This is a genomic window from Cytobacillus massiliigabonensis (assembly GCF_900199725.1).
Lineage (GTDB): Bacteria > Bacillota > Bacilli > Bacillales > Cytobacillaceae > Cytobacillus > Cytobacillus massiliigabonensis.
The window spans coordinates 435,826-458,131 of the sequence record NZ_LT904903.1 but is presented as its reverse complement, the minus strand read 5'-3'; the positions used below and the strand labels follow the sequence as shown (position 1 = coordinate 458,131).

25 protein-coding genes and 1 riboswitch are annotated in these 22,306 nt (G+C 39.5%); of the genes, 5 read left to right on the top strand and 20 right to left on the bottom strand.

The window, feature by feature from the left end:
* Positions 1-39: 39 nt before the first annotated feature.
* The 4 genes from C1726_RS08385 to C1726_RS08370 all read right to left on the bottom strand — a co-directional run bounded on the left by C1726_RS08385 (position 40) and on the right by C1726_RS08370 (position 2,491).
* Complete coding sequence (locus C1726_RS08385; protein WP_102272731.1) at positions 40-510, bottom strand: VOC family protein; 471 nt, start codon at positions 508-510, stop codon at positions 40-42.
* Positions 511-640: 130 nt separating this feature from the next.
* Positions 641-1,504, bottom strand: a complete 864-nt coding sequence (locus tag C1726_RS08380; RefSeq protein WP_102272730.1) for an AraC family transcriptional regulator — start codon at positions 1,502-1,504, stop codon at positions 641-643.
* 77 nt (positions 1,505-1,581) lie between these two features.
* Complete coding sequence (locus C1726_RS08375; protein ID WP_102272729.1) at positions 1,582-2,004, bottom strand: fosfomycin resistance protein FosM1; 423 nt, start codon at positions 2,002-2,004, stop codon at positions 1,582-1,584.
* Between the two features lie 4 nt (positions 2,005-2,008).
* Positions 2,009-2,491: a GNAT family N-acetyltransferase gene (locus tag C1726_RS08370; protein WP_102272728.1), complete on the bottom strand. Its 483-nt coding sequence runs from the start codon at positions 2,489-2,491 to the stop codon at positions 2,009-2,011.
* A 294-nt stretch (positions 2,492-2,785) separates the two neighbouring features.
* Between C1726_RS08370 and C1726_RS08365 the strand changes: the two genes are divergently transcribed.
* A complete protein-coding gene (locus C1726_RS08365; RefSeq protein WP_102272727.1) occupies positions 2,786-3,340 on the top strand; it encodes a GNAT family N-acetyltransferase in 555 nt (184 codons plus the stop codon).
* A gap of 457 nt (positions 3,341-3,797) precedes the next feature.
* Here C1726_RS08365 and C1726_RS08360 read toward each other — a convergent pair whose 3' ends face one another.
* The 15 genes from C1726_RS08360 to C1726_RS08290 all read right to left on the bottom strand — a co-directional run bounded on the left by C1726_RS08360 (position 3,798) and on the right by C1726_RS08290 (position 16,787).
* A complete protein-coding gene (locus C1726_RS08360; RefSeq protein WP_102272726.1) occupies positions 3,798-4,409 on the bottom strand; it encodes a histidine phosphatase family protein in 612 nt (203 codons plus the stop codon).
* A gap of 1 nt (position 4,410) precedes the next feature.
* On the bottom strand, positions 4,411-5,118 hold the full coding sequence (locus C1726_RS08355; RefSeq protein WP_102272725.1) for an ATP-binding protein: 708 nt from the start codon (positions 5,116-5,118) through the stop codon (positions 4,411-4,413).
* Entirely contained in the window at positions 5,115-5,609 is a 495-nt protein-coding gene (locus C1726_RS08350) for an ECF transporter S component (protein ID WP_102272724.1), read from the bottom strand. The genes C1726_RS08355 and C1726_RS08350 overlap by 4 nt, the downstream gene beginning before the upstream one ends.
* The gene (locus C1726_RS08345) at positions 5,609-6,193 is read right to left on the bottom strand and encodes a cob(I)yrinic acid a,c-diamide adenosyltransferase (protein WP_102272723.1); all 585 of its coding nucleotides are present in this window, start codon (positions 6,191-6,193) and stop codon (positions 5,609-5,611) included. Before C1726_RS08345 ends, C1726_RS08350 begins: the two co-directional genes overlap by 1 nt.
* A gap of 16 nt (positions 6,194-6,209) precedes the next feature.
* A complete protein-coding gene (locus C1726_RS08340; protein WP_102272722.1) occupies positions 6,210-6,644 on the bottom strand; it encodes a bifunctional adenosylcobinamide kinase/adenosylcobinamide-phosphate guanylyltransferase in 435 nt (144 codons plus the stop codon).
* A complete protein-coding gene (locus C1726_RS08335) occupies positions 6,596-7,213 on the bottom strand; it encodes a histidine phosphatase family protein (RefSeq protein ID WP_102272721.1) in 618 nt (205 codons plus the stop codon). Before C1726_RS08335 ends, C1726_RS08340 begins: the two co-directional genes overlap by 49 nt.
* Positions 7,171-7,959, bottom strand: a complete 789-nt coding sequence (gene cobS, locus C1726_RS08330; RefSeq protein ID WP_102272720.1) for an adenosylcobinamide-GDP ribazoletransferase — start codon at positions 7,957-7,959, stop codon at positions 7,171-7,173. The genes C1726_RS08335 and cobS overlap by 43 nt, the downstream gene beginning before the upstream one ends.
* Positions 7,946-9,460 (bottom strand): cobyric acid synthase, encoded by a 1,515-nt coding sequence (locus C1726_RS08325; protein WP_102272719.1) that lies wholly within the window; start codon positions 9,458-9,460, stop codon positions 7,946-7,948. Before C1726_RS08325 ends, cobS begins: the two co-directional genes overlap by 14 nt.
* Positions 9,375-10,037, bottom strand: coding sequence for a bifunctional adenosylcobinamide kinase/adenosylcobinamide-phosphate guanylyltransferase (locus C1726_RS08320; RefSeq protein ID WP_102272718.1), 663 nt, complete (start codon positions 10,035-10,037; stop codon positions 9,375-9,377). Before C1726_RS08320 ends, C1726_RS08325 begins: the two co-directional genes overlap by 86 nt.
* Positions 10,016-11,092, bottom strand: coding sequence for a threonine-phosphate decarboxylase CobD (gene cobD, locus C1726_RS08315; RefSeq protein WP_102272717.1), 1,077 nt, complete (start codon positions 11,090-11,092; stop codon positions 10,016-10,018). Before cobD ends, C1726_RS08320 begins: the two co-directional genes overlap by 22 nt.
* Complete coding sequence (gene cbiB / locus C1726_RS08310) at positions 11,067-12,032, bottom strand: adenosylcobinamide-phosphate synthase CbiB (protein ID WP_102272716.1); 966 nt, start codon at positions 12,030-12,032, stop codon at positions 11,067-11,069. Before cbiB ends, cobD begins: the two co-directional genes overlap by 26 nt.
* Positions 12,029-13,498, bottom strand: a complete 1,470-nt coding sequence (locus tag C1726_RS08305; RefSeq protein ID WP_102273240.1) for an adenosylcobinamide amidohydrolase — start codon at positions 13,496-13,498, stop codon at positions 12,029-12,031. The genes cbiB and C1726_RS08305 overlap by 4 nt, the downstream gene beginning before the upstream one ends.
* A 3-nt stretch (positions 13,499-13,501) precedes the next feature.
* Positions 13,502-14,479 (bottom strand): FecCD family ABC transporter permease, encoded by a 978-nt coding sequence (locus C1726_RS08300; RefSeq protein WP_407642022.1) that lies wholly within the window; start codon positions 14,477-14,479, stop codon positions 13,502-13,504.
* A 46-nt stretch (positions 14,480-14,525) separates the two neighbouring features.
* Positions 14,526-15,503: an ABC transporter substrate-binding protein gene (locus C1726_RS08295; RefSeq protein WP_102272714.1), complete on the bottom strand. Its 978-nt coding sequence runs from the start codon at positions 15,501-15,503 to the stop codon at positions 14,526-14,528.
* 114 nt (positions 15,504-15,617) lie between these two features.
* A riboswitch (cobalamin riboswitch) is annotated at positions 15,618-15,805 on the bottom strand.
* 205 nt (positions 15,806-16,010) lie between these two features.
* On the bottom strand, positions 16,011-16,787 hold the full coding sequence (locus C1726_RS08290) for a hypothetical protein (RefSeq protein WP_102272713.1): 777 nt from the start codon (positions 16,785-16,787) through the stop codon (positions 16,011-16,013).
* 188 nt (positions 16,788-16,975) lie between these two features.
* Between C1726_RS08290 and mgtE the strand changes: the two genes are divergently transcribed.
* Together mgtE and C1726_RS08280 are read left to right on the top strand one after the other, a co-directional pair.
* Positions 16,976-18,334: a magnesium transporter gene (gene mgtE / locus C1726_RS08285; protein WP_102272712.1), complete on the top strand. Its 1,359-nt coding sequence runs from the start codon at positions 16,976-16,978 to the stop codon at positions 18,332-18,334.
* Between the two features lie 338 nt (positions 18,335-18,672).
* Entirely contained in the window at positions 18,673-19,857 is a 1,185-nt protein-coding gene (locus C1726_RS08280; protein ID WP_102272711.1) for an FtsW/RodA/SpoVE family cell cycle protein, read from the top strand.
* Between the two features lie 40 nt (positions 19,858-19,897).
* On the opposite strand, the gene C1726_RS08275 is transcribed toward C1726_RS08280, so the two are convergent.
* Entirely contained in the window at positions 19,898-20,770 is an 873-nt protein-coding gene (locus tag C1726_RS08275) for a sulfite exporter TauE/SafE family protein (RefSeq protein WP_102272710.1), read from the bottom strand.
* Positions 20,771-20,958: 188 nt separating this feature from the next.
* Between C1726_RS08275 and C1726_RS08270 the strand changes: the two genes are divergently transcribed.
* Both C1726_RS08270 and C1726_RS08265 read left to right on the top strand, forming a co-directional pair.
* On the top strand, positions 20,959-21,396 hold the full coding sequence (locus tag C1726_RS08270) for a Dps family protein (RefSeq protein WP_102272709.1): 438 nt from the start codon (positions 20,959-20,961) through the stop codon (positions 21,394-21,396).
* A gap of 141 nt (positions 21,397-21,537) precedes the next feature.
* Positions 21,538-22,164, top strand: a complete 627-nt coding sequence (locus C1726_RS08265; protein WP_102272708.1) for a pyridoxamine 5'-phosphate oxidase family protein — start codon at positions 21,538-21,540, stop codon at positions 22,162-22,164.
* Positions 22,165-22,306 lie beyond the last annotated feature (142 nt).

Below are 22,306 nucleotides of genomic sequence, written 5' to 3'. Positions count from 1 at the left end.
TCCATTGGTAATGAACCTTACTGGAGTATTATTTGCAAGTTAAGAATTACTATTCAAATGAATGATCTGTTCGTTCCCCCGAAGAAAATATTGACTGATTACATGTGAAATTTCTCCCTTAAACTTAGGACTTAACTCGCTCCAAACATCAAATAGATTGCCCTCTAAATCACTGAATATAAAGTTTTTTCCTGCATGACCTCTATCCTCTATATCCCCAACCTTCATATCGCTTTTAAGAAATTCCGTATGCAATTCCTCTAAAGCAGATAATCCGTTGACCTCGAACGTAAGTGAAAAACGTTTCTGGCCATGATAATCATAGAAATTAGCCGTTTCCTTATCTTTTGCTCGCACCAGAAAAAAACTTTGATTCGCAAAATTAAGAATGGCCTTATCGTCATCTTTATAGCTAAGCTCCGCCCCTAATTTACTGATATACCAGCTCGATGATCTCTCAATATTTCGGACTGGAATATAGGTGGTTCCTACTCTTAAAATTTTTCCCATTCATCTAAACCCTCCGATTAAAATTGATTTCTATCATAGTTCTCTTCGGACCACACAAAAACCTTTTTCATGACATAAAAAAAAGACTGCACTGAAAACAGGCAGCCTTTTTATAATCCTTGAGTGGTGATTATTTTAAAGGGATCCAAATCTCAGAATATAGATCTGGGCTTGAAGGATCTTCATCTGAGTAAACTTCCAATTCAGGCGTTCCCGCATGCTCATATTGATTGGAAGGGAACCACTCTGAGAAAATTTGCTTCCATACTTTTGGCATTGCACCTGGCATAGGTCCATGCACCTCAAATACCCCCCATTTTGATGCTGGGATTTCTAAGGTTAGAAATTCCTCTGTTGCATCTCCTATATGTTCTGTAGCAACCCAGTAATCAATGGATTGTTCGGACTGCGTTAACCTCTTATCTACGCAGACCCCAAGAATCCCTTTAATTTCCCCATTATTTAACTTTGCTAATTTGCCAACCGTTCCATCCCCATTTACTTCATCCCACATTTTAGGGATTCCCTTTAGATTTTCCTCATTTTTTAATGAAAACTCTCTTTTAATGCCTGCCACTTGAAAACTGTCTCTTTCCACAATTTTGTACCTCATCGGTTCCGCTCCTTTCAAATTCACCTGGATGACCAGGCGGTTATAGCAATTTAGCTTTCCATCGTTCTTTCTCGCTTCGCTAGGTGTAATTCCGTGCTGCCTGCGAAATGCCTTTGAAAAAGCCTCGGGAGTATCATAGCCATACTTAAAGGCTAGATCGATGATCTTATGATCCGTATTGGATAACTCTTGTGCAGCTAAAGACAATCGTCGTCGTCGAAGATATTCACCCACAGAGACATCTGTTAGTATCGCGAAGGTTCGCTGAAAGTGAAATTCAGAAGTGTTTGCCTGCTTCGCAATACTTTCAATTGTAATATCCTCTAATATGAATTCTTCCATATAGTCAATAGCCTTCTGTAATGATTCAACCCAGCCCATTTCGCTCACTCCCTAATGAAATAATAGCAACCGCAATACATTGCTTCCTGTCATTTCATGCTTTGTTCTGACCATTTTTAATTAAAAAACTCCATATGCTTTTTTTCCTGTTGATAATAAGCCAATCGATCCTGTAATGTACCTGTATGGAATTCAAATTTATGCCCATCCGGATCGGTAAAATAAATCGACTTTTTATCTTTTACATCTCTTTCGCGGCCTGTAAGAATATGTACATGTAATTGCTTTAATTTTTCATATACTTTTTCAAAGTCACCTTCCTCTATTGAAAAAGCGATATGTGTATAGGATTGGTTTATTTCATTTCGAGGAATATCTATTTCTTCATTTAGCGCAAGCCATATCCCATTCAAATCAAAATATGCCGTGCTTGTCCCTTTTACTAAAAGCTTTGCATCAAAAACACTCTGATAAAATTTGATAGATTCCTCTAAATTGGATACTGAAAATAAGAAGTGATTAATGCCTTTTATATTCACTCTATCACCTCATAACCGGAAAACTTAGTATGAATTGCTCCCCATTTTTCCCCATCTTCCGGCGTCCTGTATCTTTATAACCGACTTTCTCATAAAGTTTCTGGGCAGCAATATTCCTTTTATTCACCGCTAATACAATTTCATCGCATTTTGCAAATTTCTGATTGACAAAATCTTTTATTTGCTCCATTCCTTTTTTCGCAAATCCTTTTCCCTGGTGAGAGTGATTAATGGAAAATGCCGTTAGTAACATGGCATTGGGATTCTCAGAATACTCTTTTACCCGATCACTTGAATGAAGTACAAAAAAACCAACCGGATCATTATTGTTTAAAATGACAATCGGGTGCCGTTCATGAGTCATTTCTAGAGAATGAATAGGTAATGCAGTAAATTGTTCCTGTTCTTCAGGTAATTCAAATCGGCTTAACGATTCTAAGTATTCAGATTTAAAAAATTGCAAATTAACCTTTTTTATAGAGTGCATAAAGGAGACCTCCTATATCTATCTGATAATACCTATTTTAACACAAGAACATTTGTTTGGCGTTGGGTTTTTAAGACATTTTCAAAAATATATAAATTTTACAAAACCACACTTTTGATTAACTAGTTTGATGTTCATTCATCCAACATGGCGGTTCTCTTAAACGGTTGCTAATTATCTGTTAAAAGATTGTACATTCGTATTCACCTAACTAGTTTTCCGCCATTTTAATGCAAATATTTACAACATTCAAACAGATATTGATACAATAGGTATACAGATAGGAGTGGGAATATGGCAAAAATACTTACAGGTAGAAAAGTAACAATACGTCCTATATTGGATGATGATCTAGAGCCGCTATGGGATTATATTTATGGAACAGAAAATCCAGAATGGAAAAAGTGGGATGCCCCCTATTTCCCTCTTGAATTTAAAGAATATGAAGACTTTAAGAAGGATTTCATCAAGATTCCAGACAATGACCCGGTACCAAGAATGGCGATAGAAGCCCATGGGCATTTGATTGGAACAGTAAGCTACTATTGGGAGCATCGCGAGTCCAATTGGCTGGAAGCGGGAATTGTTATCTATGATCCGCAGTATTGGAATGGCGGCTATGGAACAGATGCCCTCTCTCTCTGGATTGAGCACCTCTTTGCATCGCTTCCACTAGTAAGGGTTGGGATCACGACATGGTCGGGCAACAAAAGGATGATGCGCGCTGCTGAAAAAATCGGGATGAAGCTTGAAGCCCGGCTGAGAAAATGCCGGCTGTACAATGGGGAATACTATGATTCTATTCGAATGGGGATATTAAGAGAGGAATGGGAAGAGCAACACCAATAAGCGATGGTCTTTCTCAAATACGAGACTGTTCTACATTTTTGAAGGCTTCAACATTCATTCCATTGGCGACTGTTTTTTCTCTTTTCTGCTTTTTACAGTCGCCAACCTGCTCTATTGGTTACAATACCTTCTCATTTCCTTCTTTTTCGGTAGCTAATTAACCCTATTGGCTACCGAAACTTTCTTTTCCTGCCTTTTTCGGGAACCAATCAACGCTATTAACGACCTTAACTCCCCTTTTCCTCCTTTTTCGGGAACCAATCAACGCTATTGACGACCTTAACTCCCTTTTTCCTCCTTTTTTGGGAACCAATCAACGCTATTGACGACCTTATCTCCCTTTTTCCTCCTTTTTTAGGAACCAATCAACGCTATTGACGACCGAAACTTTTTTCCCTATCTCTTACGGTCACCAACAGTTTTTATAAAAAAAGACCCGCTTCAATTATGAGCGAGCCTAACGGCAATGAGCCATACATCCTTCCAGTATGAGCTCTTTCTCTCCATTATTATGAAGCTTTACAATCGTAAGACTTGTTCCATGTATAAAAGGCGGATCCCATAGCTGATCAATCGATGCATCTCGGCAGAGCAAGTAGAGTGTTTTCAGCACAACCCCATGTGTAACGACAAGCACATTTCCTGACGGATTTGTGTCCATTAGCTCTTCTAAAAAGCTAGCAACCCGATTCATTACATCAATGAAACTTTCACCTTCTGGATTTTCATACATAGAGGGATGATTCCAGTATAAATCGTGCTGTGCAGGAAATAGTGCCTTAATTTCATCCTCTGTTTTTCCTTGCCAAGCACCTAAGGCAATTTCCATTAATCTCTCATCAGTTTCTATCGGAATATGCCTTTTCCCGCAAACATGCATAGCTGTATCCACCGTTCGCTGACTAGGCGAAGAAATAATCCGCTCGAAAACCGTATCCTTCAGCCTCTCTCCCAATAACAGCGCATCATTCTTGCCCTTCTCTGTCAAATCCGAATCGAGGCGCCCTTGCATTCTTTTTTCTATATTCCATTCTGTTTCACCATGTCTAATAATATATAAATGCAGCATTTTATCCCCTTAACTCGTAAAAATATCGACCGGCAATAGCCATCACTTCATCCTTTTTTTCTACTGGATAAGCTACGATAAAGCATGTAGAAGGACCAGATGATTTAAGAAGGTCCAGGTTCGTATCAATCTCATGCGCGGCAAATACTTTATTTGAAAATAAGCCATTCAATTCAAATAAGATGCCTTTCGATCCGACTGGCATGGCAATAACATCCGGCAGCGCACAAATTTGCTTAAACAGCGACAACGGAGCGGCTTCCTCTTCCCTTTCAACTAACTCATTTCCTACTAATGGAACACCGATTACAGCCAGCCTCGTTTGTTCCGAGTACATAGGCTCACACATATTCTCCCTCGTTTTCCCGAGAACTGTAATCCCAATTGCTGACTGGTTCAAGGAAAAATTACTCTCTGTACTTCCGGTAATAGAAATTCCATCTCGTTCAAGTTCAGCAAGACCCTTCCTAACTCCAACTATCAATGCCTGCCATGCCTCTTCCCCGCAAAAATTCTGCAATGTAACAGCAAATGGCTCAGCTCCCGCCGCCATACATTCCATAACTGCCACTCGAAAAGAGTAATAGGAAACCATATCATAGGGGACCTTTACAGCATCTGCCGCTTTCAGACCGATTGCTCCGCTATTATCACTCGCAATAACAACTGATTCTTCATTATTAAAAGGGATAAAAAGAACATCCCTCATTGGCTTGCCCGCTCCTTAGAAATCATTAATTCAACAACTGGAAAGAGCCGTGGAATAATAAGTAAAGCGATGATTGTATTTAAAACAGAGCCAATAAAAAGAGATGGGACAATCGATAAATAAAATGCTTTTCCCATTAAAAATAAAAATGGCAGCGGCGCAGCAAATGTATTTCCTAAAATAAAGAGAATTCCTGCCAGCCATCTTTTCCCGTTCCGATAAAGGAGAGAAAAAACGAAAGCTAAGAATGCCATTTCAATCGCCACAACAAAATGCAGCGGACCAAGTGGCATGCCGCCTAGAAGTGCAGACAGCAAATGCCCCATCCCGCCGACAATCGCTCCAGATGAACCTCCTAAAAGAGCAGCAGCAAGCAAAGCCGGGAAGGCATCTAATGCCACACTTCCGAGGGGGGCAGGTATCTTTATCGCCGCCCCGATGGCAGTCAATGCAACAAGCAGGCTAATTAATGCCAATTTCCTTGATTTCATTATTTATCCTCCTTGCGCTTCCCCTCACGAAAAACCTTCGCACTGCGGATGTACTCGACATCTTTTGTATTCAAACGGAAGTTAATGACTCTTGCAAGAGCAAAAAAATAATCAGATAAGCGATTAATGTATTTTAGGGAAACTTCAGATACTTCAGGGTCTGCCTTCATCAAGGAAACAACTAATCTTTCCGCTCTCCTTGTAACCGTTCTTGCAATATGAATGGATGCAGATGCAGGCGTCCCGCCCGGCAAAATAAACCTTTCTATCTTAGGAGCCTCTTCAGTGAAAGCATCAATTCTTTTCTCTAAATGCTCCACTGCTTCCATCGTTAACTTTAACTCACGTTTTTTTGTTACATTCGCTAAATCCCCGCCGCAATCAAAAAGCTCATGCTGAATCTTCTCCAAGTCTTCCAAAACGTCTTGAAAAACCGCTGGATCTAATTGTGTCATCGCTTGCCCGACAAAGCAATTTGCTTCATCAACCGTCCCATACGCTTCTACACGAATATCATCTTTGTCTACTCGTCCGCCAATAATGCTTGTTTTTCCTTTATCCCCAGTTCGTGTATAAATTTTCATTCATCCCATCCCCTTTTTATTTGATTTTTTGACTGATCCCATACCAGATTAAGTCGACCTTTTCTGCCGTTTCTGCTATATCTTGATAGACCCAGCCAGTTACATCCCGCCATTTACGTTCTTCGGCAAGCATAGGCACAATTCCTTTTGATATATCCGTACCAATTAAAATTAATTTCCTATTCACTGCTTCTTTCTCCCATTGAATCCAACTTTTCAATAGCATTCGCCATTTTTCCCTTATCTCATGAATCGGTAGTTGACCATTCCATTCCTGAATCCATTTTTCAAGCCCTTCAAGGATCACAAACTCCAGCCAGTTTTCCTTATTCTCAGGAACAGGCTTGCCTTGATAGGCTGAAAACCATAAATGAGGAGCAGCATTCAGTTCGTATTGTTCCTTCACCCATTTGGACTTGCCATTAAAGGCACCTCCTGTAACAAAATGCATCGCTCACCCCTCCTTAATCCATCCCGTGTCCAAATCAGTTCGTATCCTTTCCCATGTGGAATATTCCACTCCCAAAAGTCCTTCACATAAGAAGCATTCTTTGTTAAATAATAGCGAATAACCCCTCCATGTGTGATAACAGCAGCTCTATGAATATTCTCTTCCATTATTCTTTTAACTGCCTTTTCCCAGCCACTTTCCACTCTCTGAGAAAATTCTGCAAAGGACTCTCCTTTAGGCGGTTTAATTGTAAACGGAGCATCAAGCCACTTCTGATAATAGGAATCATCCTTTAAATCATCATAGGTCTTCCCTTCCCATTCTCCAAAATTCATCTCTCTCAGTTCGGCTAATTGAACGGGGTAACAGGTTGGGAAAAGGATCTCTGCTGTTTTAAGACATCTGTTCAAATCACTAGAAAACATAAGCTCATAGTTTTCTGCCCGGCAAACCAGTTTCTCTTTTTCTATTAGGCAAAGCGGTGAATCTGTCCATCCAAGATAGGCATGACGTTTATTTGCTTCCGTCAGCCCATGGCGAAATAATGCAATAGCCACAGTGTCATCCATAGCACAAGCTCCATCCCTTCTACACTCGCACCAAGCACATCCCCTGTCATGCCGCCAAACCAGCTGATAATTTTCTTAGAAAGAATGAACAGGAACAGTGTCGATACAATCATGAAAACAATCATTCCGAATAAAAGTTGATTGAATACTATGCCTGCTGCAGCAAGAAGAATGATATAAATCGGATAAATGACAAGTGTTCTTTTATTCGATGCATTTTTAAACAATGTACCTAACCCTTCTTTTTTAGCTGCTTTTACCTTTAAAAGTAAAACACCCATCACCATTTTGCTAAAAAAAGGGATTGTTACAATGAAAAGATACGTTGCAGGAAGAGCCTGCTGCGCAATTTCATTCATAAAGAAAAACTTGGCGGCGAGCAAAACAATGACAGAAAGGACACCAAATGCGCCTGTTCGCGGGTCCTTCATAATTTCTAGCCTTTTCTCCCGATCTCTATATGAAAAAAAAGCATCGCTCGTATCCATCCAGCCATCAAGATGAATTCCTCCGGTGGTAATGATTCCTGCAAGCCAAAGCACCATAGCTGCAGTTAAAACAGAAAACGGCGTCCAATGAATAATCGCGAAAAACAAAAATGCATAAATTCCGCCTTGTATCAAACCTAGCAGCGGAAAGGTCTTAATCGCTTTTTCAAGATGATCCTTATCCATGGGCAGCTCGATTGGAACAGGAATGGAGGTGAAAAACTGAAAATTAATTAATAATCCTTTAATCCATTTCATTTTTAGTTCTCCAGCTAAAAATAATCTCCTTCAGCTTTTCCCAATTAAGATGTTCCACTAAGTGGGCGGCCAGTTCATCATACTTTTGATCCTTCAGCTCACTAATATGAACGGTTCCCTTCAATGGAAGCCCCTTAGCTTGCCTTAGTCCATTCAGCCATTTATTTCTCCACTCATCATTATGAAAAAGGTGATGCAAGTACGTACCGATGATTTTGCCATCTTTCCCGTAATATCCTTCTTCAGTGCCATTATTTAATAGGAGAAAACGATTTTCTTCCTCTTCATCCAGTTTTGTTTTACCTAAGTGAATTTCGTATCCTGAAATCTGCTGCTGAATGCCTGTTCTCGGATGCAAGGTTCCCTCTGCTCTCACTGTAACCTTCTCTTTTAAAAAAGTAGTTGTTGCTGGGATTAGGCCTAAACCTATTTCCTTTAAACCAGCAACTCCGGTATCAGAGCCCTTATCATCTATTAGTAACTTTCCAAGCATTTGATACCCGCCGCATATGCCAACAATATGCCCTCCCCTGCTACCAAATGTGTTCAGCCAATCATTAAATCCAGCGTTCTTAAAAAATTGCAAATCCCGAATGGTGCTTTTTGTCCCTGGCAGTATAACCGCATCTGGATGACCTATTTCGTCAAGACGGCTTACCCAGCGGATTGAAACATCATCTTCACAGTAAAAAGGCTCAATATCACTATAGTTGGATATATATGGCGGCTTAAGGATTACAATATCAAGAAGACCTCTCTCCATCTTTCCTGAAGAAGCAGGCATCGATAGAGAATCTTCTCCATCAATCATATGATTGTCGATATGAGGGACTACTCCAAGTACGGGGATTCCTGTTTTTTCCTCAAGCCACTGCACTCCATCCTTGAACAGCGAAAGGTCACCGCGAAACTTATTAATGACAATGCCTTTAACTCTTGTTCTTTCCTCTTCCGTTAAGAGAGCCAGCGTACCAACAATACTGGCAAAGACGCCTCCCCTATCAATATCTGCAACCAAAATCACCGGAATATCAGCCATCTGTGCGACCTTCATATTCACAAGCTCTTTTTCTTTTAAATTAATCTCTACTGGGCTCCCTGCACCTTCCATAACAACAACATCAAATTGCTGACTTAAGTGGTGGATGGCGGTTTGAATCGCCTTCAGTCCTTTTTCATAGAATAAATCTCGATATCCTCTTCCAGAAAATGTTTCAGCTGCTTTGCCGAATAGTACAACCTCAGATTGCTGATCAGATCTTGGCTTTAACAAAATAGGATTCATCCATACGGTCGCTTTTATTTTTGCCGCCTCGGCTTGAATCCCTTGTGCTCGCCCAATTTCCTTCCCATCAATGGTTACATAGGAGTTATTGGACATATTTTGTGACTTGAACGGTGCCACCCGAATTCCTTCATTGGCAAAGGCCCTGCAAACCGCTGTCGCAATCAGGCTCTTCCCAACATCTGATGCCGTCCCTTGAATCATGACTCCTTTCATGTCCCTCTGCTCCTTTCATTCGTATCGGAATTCCTGCCTCCACAAGATATGCCTCGTTCGCACTTGCTACTATTCGCTGGTGGAGCCTGCCAAGCATTCTTCCATATGTAAAAACAAGCTCATTATTACTGATCTTTTCATTAAGAACTTCATTACTTACAACAATTAGCACTCTGCAGCTCTTCCTAATATGCTCTACTCCTTCGATAATTGAACACAAGATTTGATCTTGAAAGAGAGCTCCCTTCCATTGATCTTCGTTAGTAAAAAATTCATTATTCAGCAATGTTGTTAAACAATCAAGGAGGACAACATCATTAGAAGTAAAAACGCTAGAAAGCCCATTTAGATCCCTTGACCGCTCCCATGTCTTCCAATTTAAACCGCTCTTAGACCGATCCTCTTGATGACGGGCAATTCTTCTCTCCATCTCAGGATCACTCGATTGCCCTGCAGCAATATAATGGAGACTTCCCGCAGTTTGATTTACGATATTGGCAGCAAGCCGCTCCGCAAATCTGCTTTTTCCGCTCCGAACGCCACCGCTTATGAAGATTAAAGATGACTGCTTCGCCATTCTTCAATCGCCCCCATCAATCGGCTATTGTCTTCAGAACCCTTAATCGCAAACCTTAGCCACTCGCCTCTAAGACCTGGAAAGTTCATTGTGTGCCTTGGAATGATGCCTCTCTCAATTAAAAATTGAAACAGCGGCAGCTGATCCTTTAATGCAGGATCCTTAAGCAAGTAAAAATTAATTTGGGAAGGAGAAAATAGAAACCCATTTTCTTTATAAAATGCGAAAAGACGCTTACGCTCTTGTTTGATCATACCTCTCGTTTTACTCATATGCGATTCACTTTCAAGACACCATTCACCAGCCTTTAGCGCCAGCGCATTTATGCTCCATTGAGGCTGAAGATCCGACAGCTTCTCAATCACTGGCGGAGCTGCTATTAAATAGCCAAGTCGTAATCCGGGAATCGCAAACATTTTTGTCATTGATCGAATAATAAGCAGGTTAGGGTAGGGACCTATGTAAGGAACGATGGATTCATAGTCAATAAGAAAATCATAAAAAGCTTCATCTACAATCATAAGACAGTCATTTTTCTCACAAGCTTTAATTAAATCAAGCACCAGCGTTCTCGGATAAAAAACACCCGTTGGATTGCTCGGATTGCAGAAAAATAAAGCATCCGCCTTTTTCAATTTAGCAGTTATTCCTTCCTGCCACTCCCAGCTATCAGGTTCCAATTGGTAATAGTCAATAGAACAGCCATTGATTCGGCATGCTTCCTCATATTCCGAAAAAGCAGGCTGAACGATCACGACTCTTTTCCCAGCCAGCATTCTTCCGATTAGTGAGATGATTTCCGCGCCTCCATTACCGATCAGCAACTGGCATTCATCGATTCCTTCATTTCTAGCAAGCTTTTTCTTTAATTGATTTCCTTTAGGATCAGGATATTCACTAATAACATCAAAAAGCTGATGCCAGTTTTCTTTCAAAATCCCCGGCGGTCCAAGAGGATTAATATTTGCACTGAAATCTATCTTTTGGTCAGGCATCGATATTTGTAATGCTTCAAATAAATATTGCGGGTTAGCCCCATGTGCAGGCCATTTCAATAAGCATCCCTCCTACCCATAAAAGTATTAGAAAAATAGGAACCGTGCGTGCAACAATTGTATTCGCTTTAAGAATATGATTCTTTTCTAAACGAACAAGAGGGTCACCCATCTTTGCCCGGTTAGAGACAATCCCTTTATAATAATTAATGCCTCCTAACTGAATGCCAAGGATTGCCGCAACAGCTGCTTCTCCCCAGCCGCTATTCGGACTTGGATGCCTTTTCGCATCACGCCAGACAATTTTCCATGCCTCTCTGACATTCATATGTTCAGGTTGATTGCTGGCAAGCATACAGATGGAAGTGATTCTGCTCGGAATCCAATTCACTGTATCATCTAAGCGCGCCGAAGCCCAGCCAAATTCTTGGTACTTTTCATTTCGATAGCCAACGATGGAGTCACATGTATTAATTGCCCGGTACATTAATGCAAAAGGTGCCCCGCCAATCAATGCCCAGAATAATGGTGCTGTAATCCCGTCACTTGTATTCTCAGCGACAGTTTCAATTGCTCCCCTTACGATTTCAGGCTCATCTAGAGTTTCTGTATCTCTTCCGACAATATATGACAGCTTGAGTCTTGCCTCTTCCATATCTCCTTTTTTTAGAGGAGCATAGACGGAAAGAGCAGCCTCTTTCAAGCTTTTCTGTGCGATAGCAGCAGAGATTAAAATTCCTTCTGCCACGATTCCAGCAAGCGGATGAACCAAATAACAAAAACAAACGATTAGAAGGGAGACTCCGCCAACAACAAGCAGAACTATCAGCAGCATGCTGATTCCTTTCCTTCTTCGTGATGTTCCCTTATTCCAGCTTTTTTCGAGTTTATAAATCAAAGAACCGATCCAGCGAACCGGATGCGGCCAATTCACTGGATCCCCAATTATTCGATCTAGTAAACAGGCTAATGTGATAGCAAATAAATGATAAGTGATCATTTCTTTTTCCTTTTTCTAGACTTTTGGATAGCTTTCATTGTACATTCATAGACGCCTTTTCCAATCAATTTTCCTAGCGGTGTAATCGTTCCTGCATAATCCTGTCTCTGCCCATTTTGAGTAGCTGCAATTAATATGCTATCCGTTGAGGTTCCTGTAGCAATTGTTCCTGTTACAGCATCCATAACCTCTAAATCATGCATCGCTTTTGCCTTTGCCTCAGTAGCAGTCATAATACTTTGGATGAAGGATTCTTCTGTTAATTCCCCATTAACAAACACCCATGTATTAATTGTTCCTGGTGTCATTTGAAAGGAATGCTCCTCACTTCGTGCTGCATCAACAGCATTCCCAACTCCTGCAGTCACAACAATAAAGACAGATAAGCTTTCCGATTGATAGCGTTGATAGCAAACATCCTCGGGGTAAACGGCTGTCATCATTCCAACTGTTTCTCCAGGCTCAAAGTTTTGAGATATTAAATACTCTGCCATTTCTTTTCGATGGTCACTGCAATCATAATCCTTATTTACATGCCTATTTACAAATAGTTGATGCCAGCCCGTTCCGGATCCCGCAACTCCAGAAGACATCGTTCGAAGCGGAATCGGACTCTTAAGTGCAATATATTCCTCTGATACTTCTAATAATAATTCATCAATTGTAAAGTCATCTTTTTCCTCGGATAGTTCTTTTGGGAGCAGGACCATTTGCGGTGCAGGTACTTTTGGATGCGGCTGTTTCTGAATTTTTGTTTGATAGACCTTCCTTATTCGTTCCTCACGGAGAACTTCATTTGGAATATGGTTAATATTAATTTCGCCTTCTTCTAATAGCAGCAGCCGATCACAATACAATCCTGCTAAATTTAAGTCATGGAAGATGGAAATGACGGTTAGTCCTTTTACCTTCGTCCATTCCTTCAGTAAATCAAGCAATTCTTTCTGAAAGGAAAGATCTAGGTGATTCGTTGGTTCATCAAGCAGTAAAATTTCTGGTTCCTGCGCGAGTGCCTGAGCAAGAAAAACCCGCTGCCTTTCCCCGCCTGATAACTCATGAATAGGATGCTCTTCAAAATGAGCGATGCCCGTTTGTTCCATTACCTGCCTCACGATTCTTTCATCATCTGGGGACCATGTTTGAAACCAGCCCTTTTGATGTGCATACCTGCCAAGCGAAACCGTTTCCTTGACAGTATAAGAAAAGCTTTGAGATGTATGCTGAGGAAGAACAGCTATGACCTTTGCTAATTCCTTGGCCGTATACGCCTTAATCGGGATTCCTTTTAAAGAAATTGTTCCTTTGGAAAAAGGCAGTATCCCGCTTAGCATTTTAAGCAAAGTTGTTTTCCCGCTTCCATTAGGTCCTAGGATTCCAAACAATTCTCCCCGTTCCAATTCAAAGGAGACATTTTTCAAGACTGAATCACTTGAATATCCGCCTGTTAATTGCTGTACACTTAGCATCATCTACCCTCTTCTTTCCTTTCTTCTATTCATTAATATAAGCCCAAATACAGGTGCGCCAATTAGTGCTGTAATTACCCCAATTGGCAGTTCAGCAGGAGAAATGATCGTACGGGCCACAAGATCAGCCAAAATGAGAAACCCTCCCCCTGTTAGAATGGAGAGCGGCAATAAATGCCTATGGTCGGGTCCCCATAACAGTCTTGTTAAATGCGGAATAACAAGCCCAACAAACCCAATTGTTCCTGAAACGGCTACAGCAGCACCTGTTAATATAGAACCCGCAATTAATATAATCATTTTTCTTTTTTGGACATTTACCCCGATATGCTGAGCTCTCTCTTCCCCAAATGACATCGCATTCAATTCCCTGCTGTTTATGAGCAAAAGAATCGAACCAATGATAAAGAAAGGAAAGATAATTTTAATATATGTCCAGCCTCTCATTGAAACACTGCCTAGCAGCCAGCTGATAATTTGTCTTAATTCCTCACCCGTAAGCGCAATCATAAGTGAAATAAGCGATCCTAAAAAGGAACTAAATATAATACCGGTTAGAATGATTGTTTCCACTTTCATCGAACGGTCAATTTGCCGTGCAAAAATTAATACCAGAAAAATAGTAATAAATGCGAAGAGAATACTGAATAACGGCAAAGTAAACATGCCTGCAACAGGAATGGAGATACTAAAGAATAATGTCAATACCGCACCAACTGATGCTCCAGAGGAAACACCTAATGTATAAGGATCTGCAAGAGGGTTCCTTAATAAACCTTGAAAGGCGGCTCCCGCAATTGCGAGAGACGCCCCAACTAACCCTGCTAAAATAACCCTTGGCAGCCGAATATTTAAGACAATATTCGTATACATCGGATCCATATTTTCATTTGGTGACATACGAAAAATTTCTGCACCGACAATTTTAATAATGTCCATCACCGGAACGGAAACCGTTCCTATTGATATCCCAAGAAGCATCGCAATGAATAGAAAAGCTGCTGCAATTAAATAGGCAGCAAATTTATTATTTAAATACTTCAGGGTAAATAGCTTTTGCAAGTTCCTCTACTCCTTCAACAAGCCTTGGGCCTGTGCGGGTAACCCTATCATTGTCTACATTCACCACTTGCTTATTCTTAACAGCAGTGATATCCTGCCAGCCATCTCTGCTAGTTACATTTCCAACCGGGTCTTCTGTATAATATCCGTGAGTTGTGATGATTACATCCGGATTTCTTTCAATAATGGCTTCTGGATCCATTTGCAGCCAGTCATCTTCTGTTACAATATTCTTTGCATTGATGATTTGCAGCATTTCATCCATGAACGTATTTTTCCCAGGTGTATAAATTTGTGGAGCAGGTGATACTTCAACAAATACAGTTTTCTGATCCTCTGCTTTAATTTCCTGTGCTTTTGCCTTAATATCTTCAAGGTTACCCTTCATCTCGGCAACAATTGCTTCTGCCTTATCTTCTACGCCATTTGCTTTCCCGATCATTTCAATTGATTGATACACTTCATCGAAGTTCATCGCATCATTCACAACTAGTACCGTAATCCCAGCATCTCTAAGCTGCTGGAGACCCTCAACCGAATTGTGTGCACTTGAAGCATGCGCGAGGACAAGATTCGGTTTTAGAGAAATAATTTTCTCTACATTAAATTCCATGCTGCCAATCTTTTCAATTTCATTTACTTCCTCAGGGTAGTTATCGTAATCATTCACCCCAACAACTTGTTCTCCTAATCCTAATCCAAACGTAATCTCCGTATTACTTGGAATCAAGGAAACAATTCTTTCCGGCTTTTCTTCTATGACAACCTCATTATCAAGCGCATCCTTGATCGTAACTGGAAATGCTGATTCTTCTTTTGTTGCTTGTGACTCCTCACCTGAGGGATTTTCATTTACCTTTTGATTGTCTAAACTTTCTCCACACCCAGCTAACAAACCAACTGCCAGCAAGAGTGCAAATAATAGTGAATAAAGCTTCTTCATTTTCTCTTTCCTCCTAAAACTAAAAAACATCTCCACAATTGATATGGAGATGTTTGAAAAGGCATATCTTCAAAAGAGGTATGAGTCCAGTCAAACACCTCCTATCCTCGTAGGGCGTGGTGTAAAAGATCAGGCAGGTCTCCTGGCTCATGGTCATTGCTTTTCTGCGCCTTCCCATACATGCTCGTACAGTGGCAATTGCAGTAGCTCCCATTTACAGTGGCGGGACCGCGTTGGAATTACACCAACTTCCCTTTTAAGTCTTCAATTCATTGAAAGACACCTATCTTTAAATTTATATATAATTTTCCGCTAATTCCGATTATACACGATACTTTTTAGTATTTGCGATAAATTTATGATTTTGTCCAATAAAAATGTGTTTTGTCCAATATATTCGAAAGAACGGCGAATATAATATATTTTTTGTCCAATATATTCGAGAGAACGGCGAATATAGAAGGTTTTATCGGTCCATACGGTTTATAAAAAGGCCGGCTGCCTTTCTTATCGGCCGTAAATTTTCCATTCCCGTGATTTTTTATCAAAAACAAGCTTGGCTTCACAAGGTTCTTTTACAATATTCTCATATTCTTCGTACATATCGTCCATATTTGAAAAGTCACCAATGGTCCATATCGGTATTTCTATTCTTGTACGATTTTGTTCGATATCTTTAATGGATAAAAGAGCACCCTCTCTCATCAGTGGTTTCAATAGTCTGAGTATATCGCTTGAAATCGGCGGATACGACCTTTTCTTCTTTAACCCAAGCAATGACTTTTCAACCTTAGTCTGCCCCATTTTTTCTGGAATGACTTCACCTAATAAGGAATAAAAATTGCTGAAATCTCTGTAATATGTCTTATTGTACCAACCATCATCATGTGCCAAATAAACATAGTGATTGCTCAGATGATTATAAAAAGGCAGCTTTAGATGTTCTTTTAAATGACCAAGGTAAAGGAGCTCAGCTATTGCCTGACTCGGCAGTTCATTTAATGCCTCTTCCTCCTCAAAATCAATCCAGCAAAAGTCGCCATAGCCATAAACATCGTCTTCCATAAGCTTTTTCAATTTTTCTTTTGGTACAAACTCATGCAATGTATGCATATTAAAATCTCCATCATCATAGCGATGCTTCAGTAATAGGAGATTATTTAGTGTGGAGAACAGCGAATGGGCAAACTGGGCAAACTCAATACCATAGGTAATTGTATAGTGTTCACGTTCATTTATATGAATATAAATAATATCACGAACCCCTTGATTCCTCTTTTTCAATGGTGAAACCTCCGTACAGTTAAGTAACTAATCATAATGATCATATCAAAGTATAGCTTATTATTAATCTAATAATGAATATTTTTATTTATATTAACCATAACACATTTTATTCTGCGGCAAAATTTTTTATAATAAGCGTGGCATTATAATATAGATAAAGGTCCGGCGGAAGGAGTGTGAGAAGTTTGATACACAGCATGACAGAAAATCAGATTACTCTTCACATTATAAAAACATTAAAAGAGAATAAAAAAAAGGATTTTGAATTAATTCTCGATGAACTGCAGCCATATGATATCGCACATATTTACGAAAACCTGCCGGAAAAGCATAAAACTCGCTTTTTACTATTTATGAATATAGATTTAATTGCTGATTTACTCGAAGAGCTGAATAAAGATCGGCAGCTTGAAGTATTAAATAAACTGGGGATTGAAAAAACAGGGAAAGTCCTTGATTTAATGGACAACGATGACTTAGCTGTTCTCTTAGACGATTTATCACCAGAAAAAATCGCTTCTCTTCTTTCCGGCATGAAGAAAAGTGAATCTGACATTGTTCAGGATATTATGAAGTATCCCCCTGAAACAGCGGGGCGTTTAATGACAAACCGCTTCGTATGGATAAGGGATTACTATTCGGTAATCGAAGCTGTTGGAAAACTGAAGTCCTTTGCCGAATTTGCTGAAACAATCAATTATTTATACGTGATTGACCAAGACAGGAAGCTTGTTGGGGTTGTTTCTTATCGGGATCTCCTTATCGCAGAACCAGATGAACCCATTCGAAATGTAATGTATGAACGTGTGATATCAGTAACAGTCACAACCGATCAGGAGGAGGTAGCTAGACTAGTTGAAAAATATGACTTTCTGGCTATTCCTGTCGTAAACGACGATCATGTCCTGATGGGAATTGCGACAGTTGATGATATTATTGACGTCGTTATTCAAGAAGCAAACGAAGATATTGAAAAACTTTCAGCATCGGGAAAATCGATTGATTTTGAAACAAAGGCTTTTGTAGCTGCTTATCGAAGGCTCCCCTGGCTGATTTTACTATTGTTCATCGGATTAATATCGGGAAGTATTATCGATGGATATAAGGATGTTGTTCAAAAAGTAGTCGCACTCACGTTTTTCATGCCAATGATTTCAGGAATGACTGGGAACACCGGAACACAATCACTCGCTGTTGTTGTTAGAGGACTTGTATCAAATGATATTGATAAAAAGGTCATTTTTAAGCTTATCATGAGAGAATTTGGTGTTAGCTTAATAATTGGTACGATTTGTGGAATCTTAATTTCACTTATTGCTTTCTTCTGGCAAGGAAATGCTGTATTAGGTCTAGTTGTTGGCAGCTCCCTGTTTCTGACATTAATCATCGGAACACTTGCGGGGACAATTATACCAATCATTCTATATCGGTTGAAGATTGATCCTGCCGTGGCATCTGGACCACTCATTACAACATTGAATGATATTTTCTCACTTGTCACCTATTTTGGAATTGCTACGATGTTTATTAATCACTTGATGTGAAAAGTTTAGGAAACCATCTCTCTTCTTATTACGTCTTATATAATGTGATTAAATTTACTAAAAAGGAAAACGAAATACATTGAAAGGCTTTTTTTTCTTTGTTACGATGATAGAAAAGCAGAAGTGGCTTGATCATCGCCGTACAAACACAGAAGGGTCGCCCGATATGATATAGGAAACACGAAGAGCGATAGCGCATTCGTGCTTGACTTATCTTAGGAAGGGGACCTGTAGTTTGATAGGCGATAGGCTACTTACGCTAGACAATTCTCCCACTCTAATGTTTGTATTTTCCTATCTGAGAGCAAAGGAATTGAACGGAAATAGGTGCATGGTAAATGAATAAGCCAAAAAAAGTTGCGGAACGATTTGATTGGACACTATGTCTGCTGTTATTTTTATTTTTCCTTATTAGCTGTGTTGCTATTTACAGCGGCCAAGCATCAGGACAATATGAAGGAAACTTTGTACTTGGACAAATAAAAAACTATGCTGTAGGTATTTTTATAGTTGCTGTTGTCATGTATTTTGACAGCGAACAAATTAAACGGCTCTCTTGGGTATTTTATGGGATTGGCATTTTACTACTTATCGGGCTATTTGTACTTCCAGATAGCATTGTTCCTGAGAAAAAGGGTGCATCTCTCTGGTATGTCACTCCATTAGGGCAAATTCAGCCATCTGAATTTGTTAAGGTCTTTTTAATTATTGCTTTAAGCAAGGTTGTCGTTAGTCACCATGAAAAAATTACAACGAAAACGGTAAAAACGGATTTCCTCCTTCTCCTCAAACTCGGAATCGTTACAATCGTGCCTTTAGGATTGATTATAGTTGATGATTTGGGTACGGCACTTGTCATCATTGCGATCTTAGTCGGAATTATTATGGCGTCTGGCATCACTTGGAAGATTATCGTTCCAATGTTCGGAGTAGGAGGAGTTTTTGCTGGAATCATTCTTTATATGGTTATCTATGCCCCTAAAATTCTTGAAAAATATGTTGATACATATCAACTCTTTCGGATTTATTCCTGGCTTGACCCAGTAAGCCATAAACAAGGGGCAGGTCTGCAGCTCTATAATTCATTGCTTGCTATTGGATCCGGGCTTATTACTGGAAAGGGCTTTGGCGACAGACAAGTTTATATACCTGATAGCCATACAGACTTTATCTTTAGTGTAATAGGCGAGGAATATGGCTTTATCGGCGGCAGTATTGTGATTAGTTTATACTTCCTGCTTATTTATCACTTAACCAAAACAGCACTTGATACGAAGGATCCCTTCAGTACGTATATTTGTGTTGGTATCATAAGTATGATTACCTTCCATGTTTTCCAAAATGTCGGGATGACTATACAGGTATTGCCAATAACCGGAATTCCTTTGCCGTTTATCAGCTATGGGGGCAGCTCCTTAATGGGCAATATGTTTGCTATGGGTCTAATCTTCAGTATTAAGTATCACCAAAAATACTATATGTTTGAATCCGATGCAAACTATGTTGCGAAAAAAACCAGTTAATCCAAAAGGAGAAGGGACCCCCCTTCTCCTTTTGGATTTTTTATTTATTTGCTGCCCATAACCTTTTTTTCATTCTTACTTTTATAATCGATCTTATAAAGAAGATTACAGCAAAAACCGCTAAAAGAATAAGGCCAATATAGCTTAATTCCACTAGTTTCATTACCACACTTACCAATGTTGCTAAATATAACGCACCAAGCAATAGGCTAATTTCTCTGTTTTCATAATATTTAATAAGTCTTACACCAATTTGTGAACCAATTAACCCACCTGCTACTAATACAAATCCAATTCTATAATCAATAGAAATTGTAAAAGCGTAAGACAGAAACCCCCACACAACAATTAACAGCACAGCAAACATACTCGAGCTAACAGCTTCCTTAGGAGCTATCCCTAAAAAGGTAATAGCAAGGGGCACGATGATGAATCCTCCGCCAACTCCAAGTGTTGTGGAAATAAAACCAGCAAACAAACCGATTAAGACCATTTTAACAATGGCAGGTGAAGTGGAAGGAAGCTTCCCTTTTGCTTGATTTCCTTTTCCTTGCTTTAGCATCTTTAATGCAAAATAGGCAAGAAGGAAAATGTAAAAAATCGGAATGGCTAATTCATCCCATCCTTTCATTTCAAGAAAGAAGACAAACGGCTTGGCAATTTGTGTAGCTGCCATCCCACTGGTGCCTAAAATCAGCCCTTCTTTCCAAAGAATACTTTTCATACGAATATGTGCGATTATGCTCGAAAGCGAAGTACCAATTGTAAACAATAAGCTTGTCGAAATTGCTGCAAGAGGAGAAAAGCCCAATAACATAAGCATCGGTGTTAAAATGAATCCTCCTCCTACACCAAAAAAGCCTGCTAATACACTGATGCATCCTCCTAATAAGAAAAATGAAATTAATTCCATAAAGAACTCCTAACTTGGTGCATTTTCTTCCTATTGTAAGTTATTTTTCTCATACATGCCTTTAATATTAATTGAGAGGCAAAATATTTAGTTATCGCTAACGCTTATTTATAATAATTATAACTTAGTATTGATTTTAATTTTATATCTGTTATAATGTAATTATAATAAAAGAGGGGGAATGAAGAATGGAAAAATTATATTCAGCATTAAATGTACAAGTTGCTAACTGGAGTGTCCTTTATACTAAGCTGCATCGCTACCACTGGTTTGTAAAAGGACCGCTATTCTTTACATTACATGAGAAATTTGAGGAATTATACAACGAATCTGCAAGTGTTGTGGATGAAGTAGCTGAACGTCTCTTAGCAATCGGCGGTGAGCCCGCAGCCACTATGAAGGAATACATTAACATTGCAACCATCGAAGAAACAAAGGGTGAAACAAATGCAAACGAAATGGTTTCAAGCCTTATCGATGACTATAAACAACTTAAATCCGAATTAAAGGAACTTGCCGAGCTTGCCGAACAATATGAAAATGATGTCATTAACGACCTGGCAGTTGGCCTGCTTGTCAAGCTTGATACACATATCTGGATGCTAAGTGCCTACTTAGGAGAATAATAGAAATAGCAGAAAAAGTCAGTGAATTTTGTCACTGACTTTTTCTTATGTTAAGGTAGAAAGGAATTAGCATCCTAGAAATCATATTGTTAGAATCAAAGAATATAGATTATTAAATTAATATGAAAGGAGAAATAACTTATGCATTTTAAACATACTGTTACTTCTGAGGATGAACTTCGCTCATTATTAGGGACCCCTAGTAAGACAGTCGCAAATAAAACAATTTACCATTTAGATGTTCATTGTAAGGAATTTATTTCTAAGGCTCCTATCATGTTCATTTCTACATCAGATTCTTCAGGACATTGCGATACGTCACCTCGTGGAGATGATGCTGGTTTTGTACATATCATCGATGATCACACCTTCATCATTCCAGAAAGGCCAGGAAATAAACGAATGGATTCATTAAGAAACATCTTATCTAATCCATATATTGGCATCCTTTTTGTTATTCCAGGATTAGAAGAAACATTAAGAATCAATGGGACTGCAAAGATTATAAGAGATACCGATATCCTTGAAGAAATGAATTCTCATGGCAAAACTCCCATGCTTGGCATCGCTGTGCAAGTAGAAGAATGCTACATTCATTGTGCTAAAGCATTTAAACGTTCAAAACTTTGGCAGCCAGATTCTTGGCTGCAAAAGTCCGCCCTTCCCTATCCGCCGAAAATCCTTGCTGATCATATCAATATGCCTGATATCAACAGCGAAACGATAAAAGCAGCGCTAGAAGAAAGCTATTCCAAGCGTCTATATTAAATTAGAAAAGTGCAAGCGTGGTTATCGCCGTACAAACGCAGAAGGGCTTCCCAATCCAGCTGCGGCTCCTAGCCCCTCGAGGTCATAAGCTTGTACTGCTCTGTGTCAAACTGCGCCACGCTTCAGTTCATCTTATGCTTAT

Coding starts and splice junctions, on each gene's coding strand:
- C1726_RS08385 (WP_102272731.1), bottom strand. CDS start 510: ATGGGAAAAATTTTAAGAGTAGGAACCACCTATATTCCAGTCCGAAAT.
- C1726_RS08380 (WP_102272730.1), bottom strand. CDS start 1,504: ATGGGCTGGGTTGAATCATTACAGAAGGCTATTGACTATATGGAAGAA.
- C1726_RS08370 (WP_102272728.1), bottom strand. CDS start 2,491: ATGCACTCTATAAAAAAGGTTAATTTGCAATTTTTTAAATCTGAATAC.
- C1726_RS08365 (WP_102272727.1), top strand. CDS start 2,786: ATGGCAAAAATACTTACAGGTAGAAAAGTAACAATACGTCCTATATTG.
- C1726_RS08360 (WP_102272726.1), bottom strand. CDS start 4,409: ATGCTGCATTTATATATTATTAGACATGGTGAAACAGAATGGAATATA.
- C1726_RS08355 (WP_102272725.1), bottom strand. CDS start 5,118: ATGAGGGATGTTCTTTTTATCCCTTTTAATAATGAAGAATCAGTTGTT.
- C1726_RS08350 (WP_102272724.1), bottom strand. CDS start 5,609: ATGAAATCAAGGAAATTGGCATTAATTAGCCTGCTTGTTGCATTGACT.
- C1726_RS08345 (WP_102272723.1), bottom strand. CDS start 6,193: ATGAAAATTTATACACGAACTGGGGATAAAGGAAAAACAAGCATTATT.
- C1726_RS08340 (WP_102272722.1), bottom strand. CDS start 6,644: ATGCATTTTGTTACAGGAGGTGCCTTTAATGGCAAGTCCAAATGGGTG.
- C1726_RS08335 (WP_102272721.1), bottom strand. CDS start 7,213: ATGGATGACACTGTGGCTATTGCATTATTTCGCCATGGGCTGACGGAA.
- cobS (WP_102272720.1), bottom strand. CDS start 7,959: ATGAAATGGATTAAAGGATTATTAATTAATTTTCAGTTTTTCACCTCC.
- C1726_RS08325 (WP_102272719.1), bottom strand. CDS start 9,460: ATGAAAGGAGTCATGATTCAAGGGACGGCATCAGATGTTGGGAAGAGC.
- C1726_RS08320 (WP_102272718.1), bottom strand. CDS start 10,037: ATGGCGAAGCAGTCATCTTTAATCTTCATAAGCGGTGGCGTTCGGAGC.
- cbiB (WP_102272716.1), bottom strand. CDS start 12,032: ATGATCACTTATCATTTATTTGCTATCACATTAGCCTGTTTACTAGAT.
- C1726_RS08305 (WP_102273240.1), bottom strand. CDS start 13,498: ATGCTAAGTGTACAGCAATTAACAGGCGGATATTCAAGTGATTCAGTC.
- C1726_RS08300 (WP_407642022.1), bottom strand. CDS start 14,479: ATGCTTCTTGGGATATCAATAGGAACGGTTTCCGTTCCGGTGATGGAC.
- C1726_RS08295 (WP_102272714.1), bottom strand. CDS start 15,503: ATGAAGAAGCTTTATTCACTATTATTTGCACTCTTGCTGGCAGTTGGT.
- C1726_RS08280 (WP_102272711.1), top strand. CDS start 18,673: ATGAATAAGCCAAAAAAAGTTGCGGAACGATTTGATTGGACACTATGT.
- C1726_RS08275 (WP_102272710.1), bottom strand. CDS start 20,770: ATGGAATTAATTTCATTTTTCTTATTAGGAGGATGCATCAGTGTATTA.
- C1726_RS08270 (WP_102272709.1), top strand. CDS start 20,959: ATGGAAAAATTATATTCAGCATTAAATGTACAAGTTGCTAACTGGAGT.
- C1726_RS08265 (WP_102272708.1), top strand. CDS start 21,538: ATGCATTTTAAACATACTGTTACTTCTGAGGATGAACTTCGCTCATTA.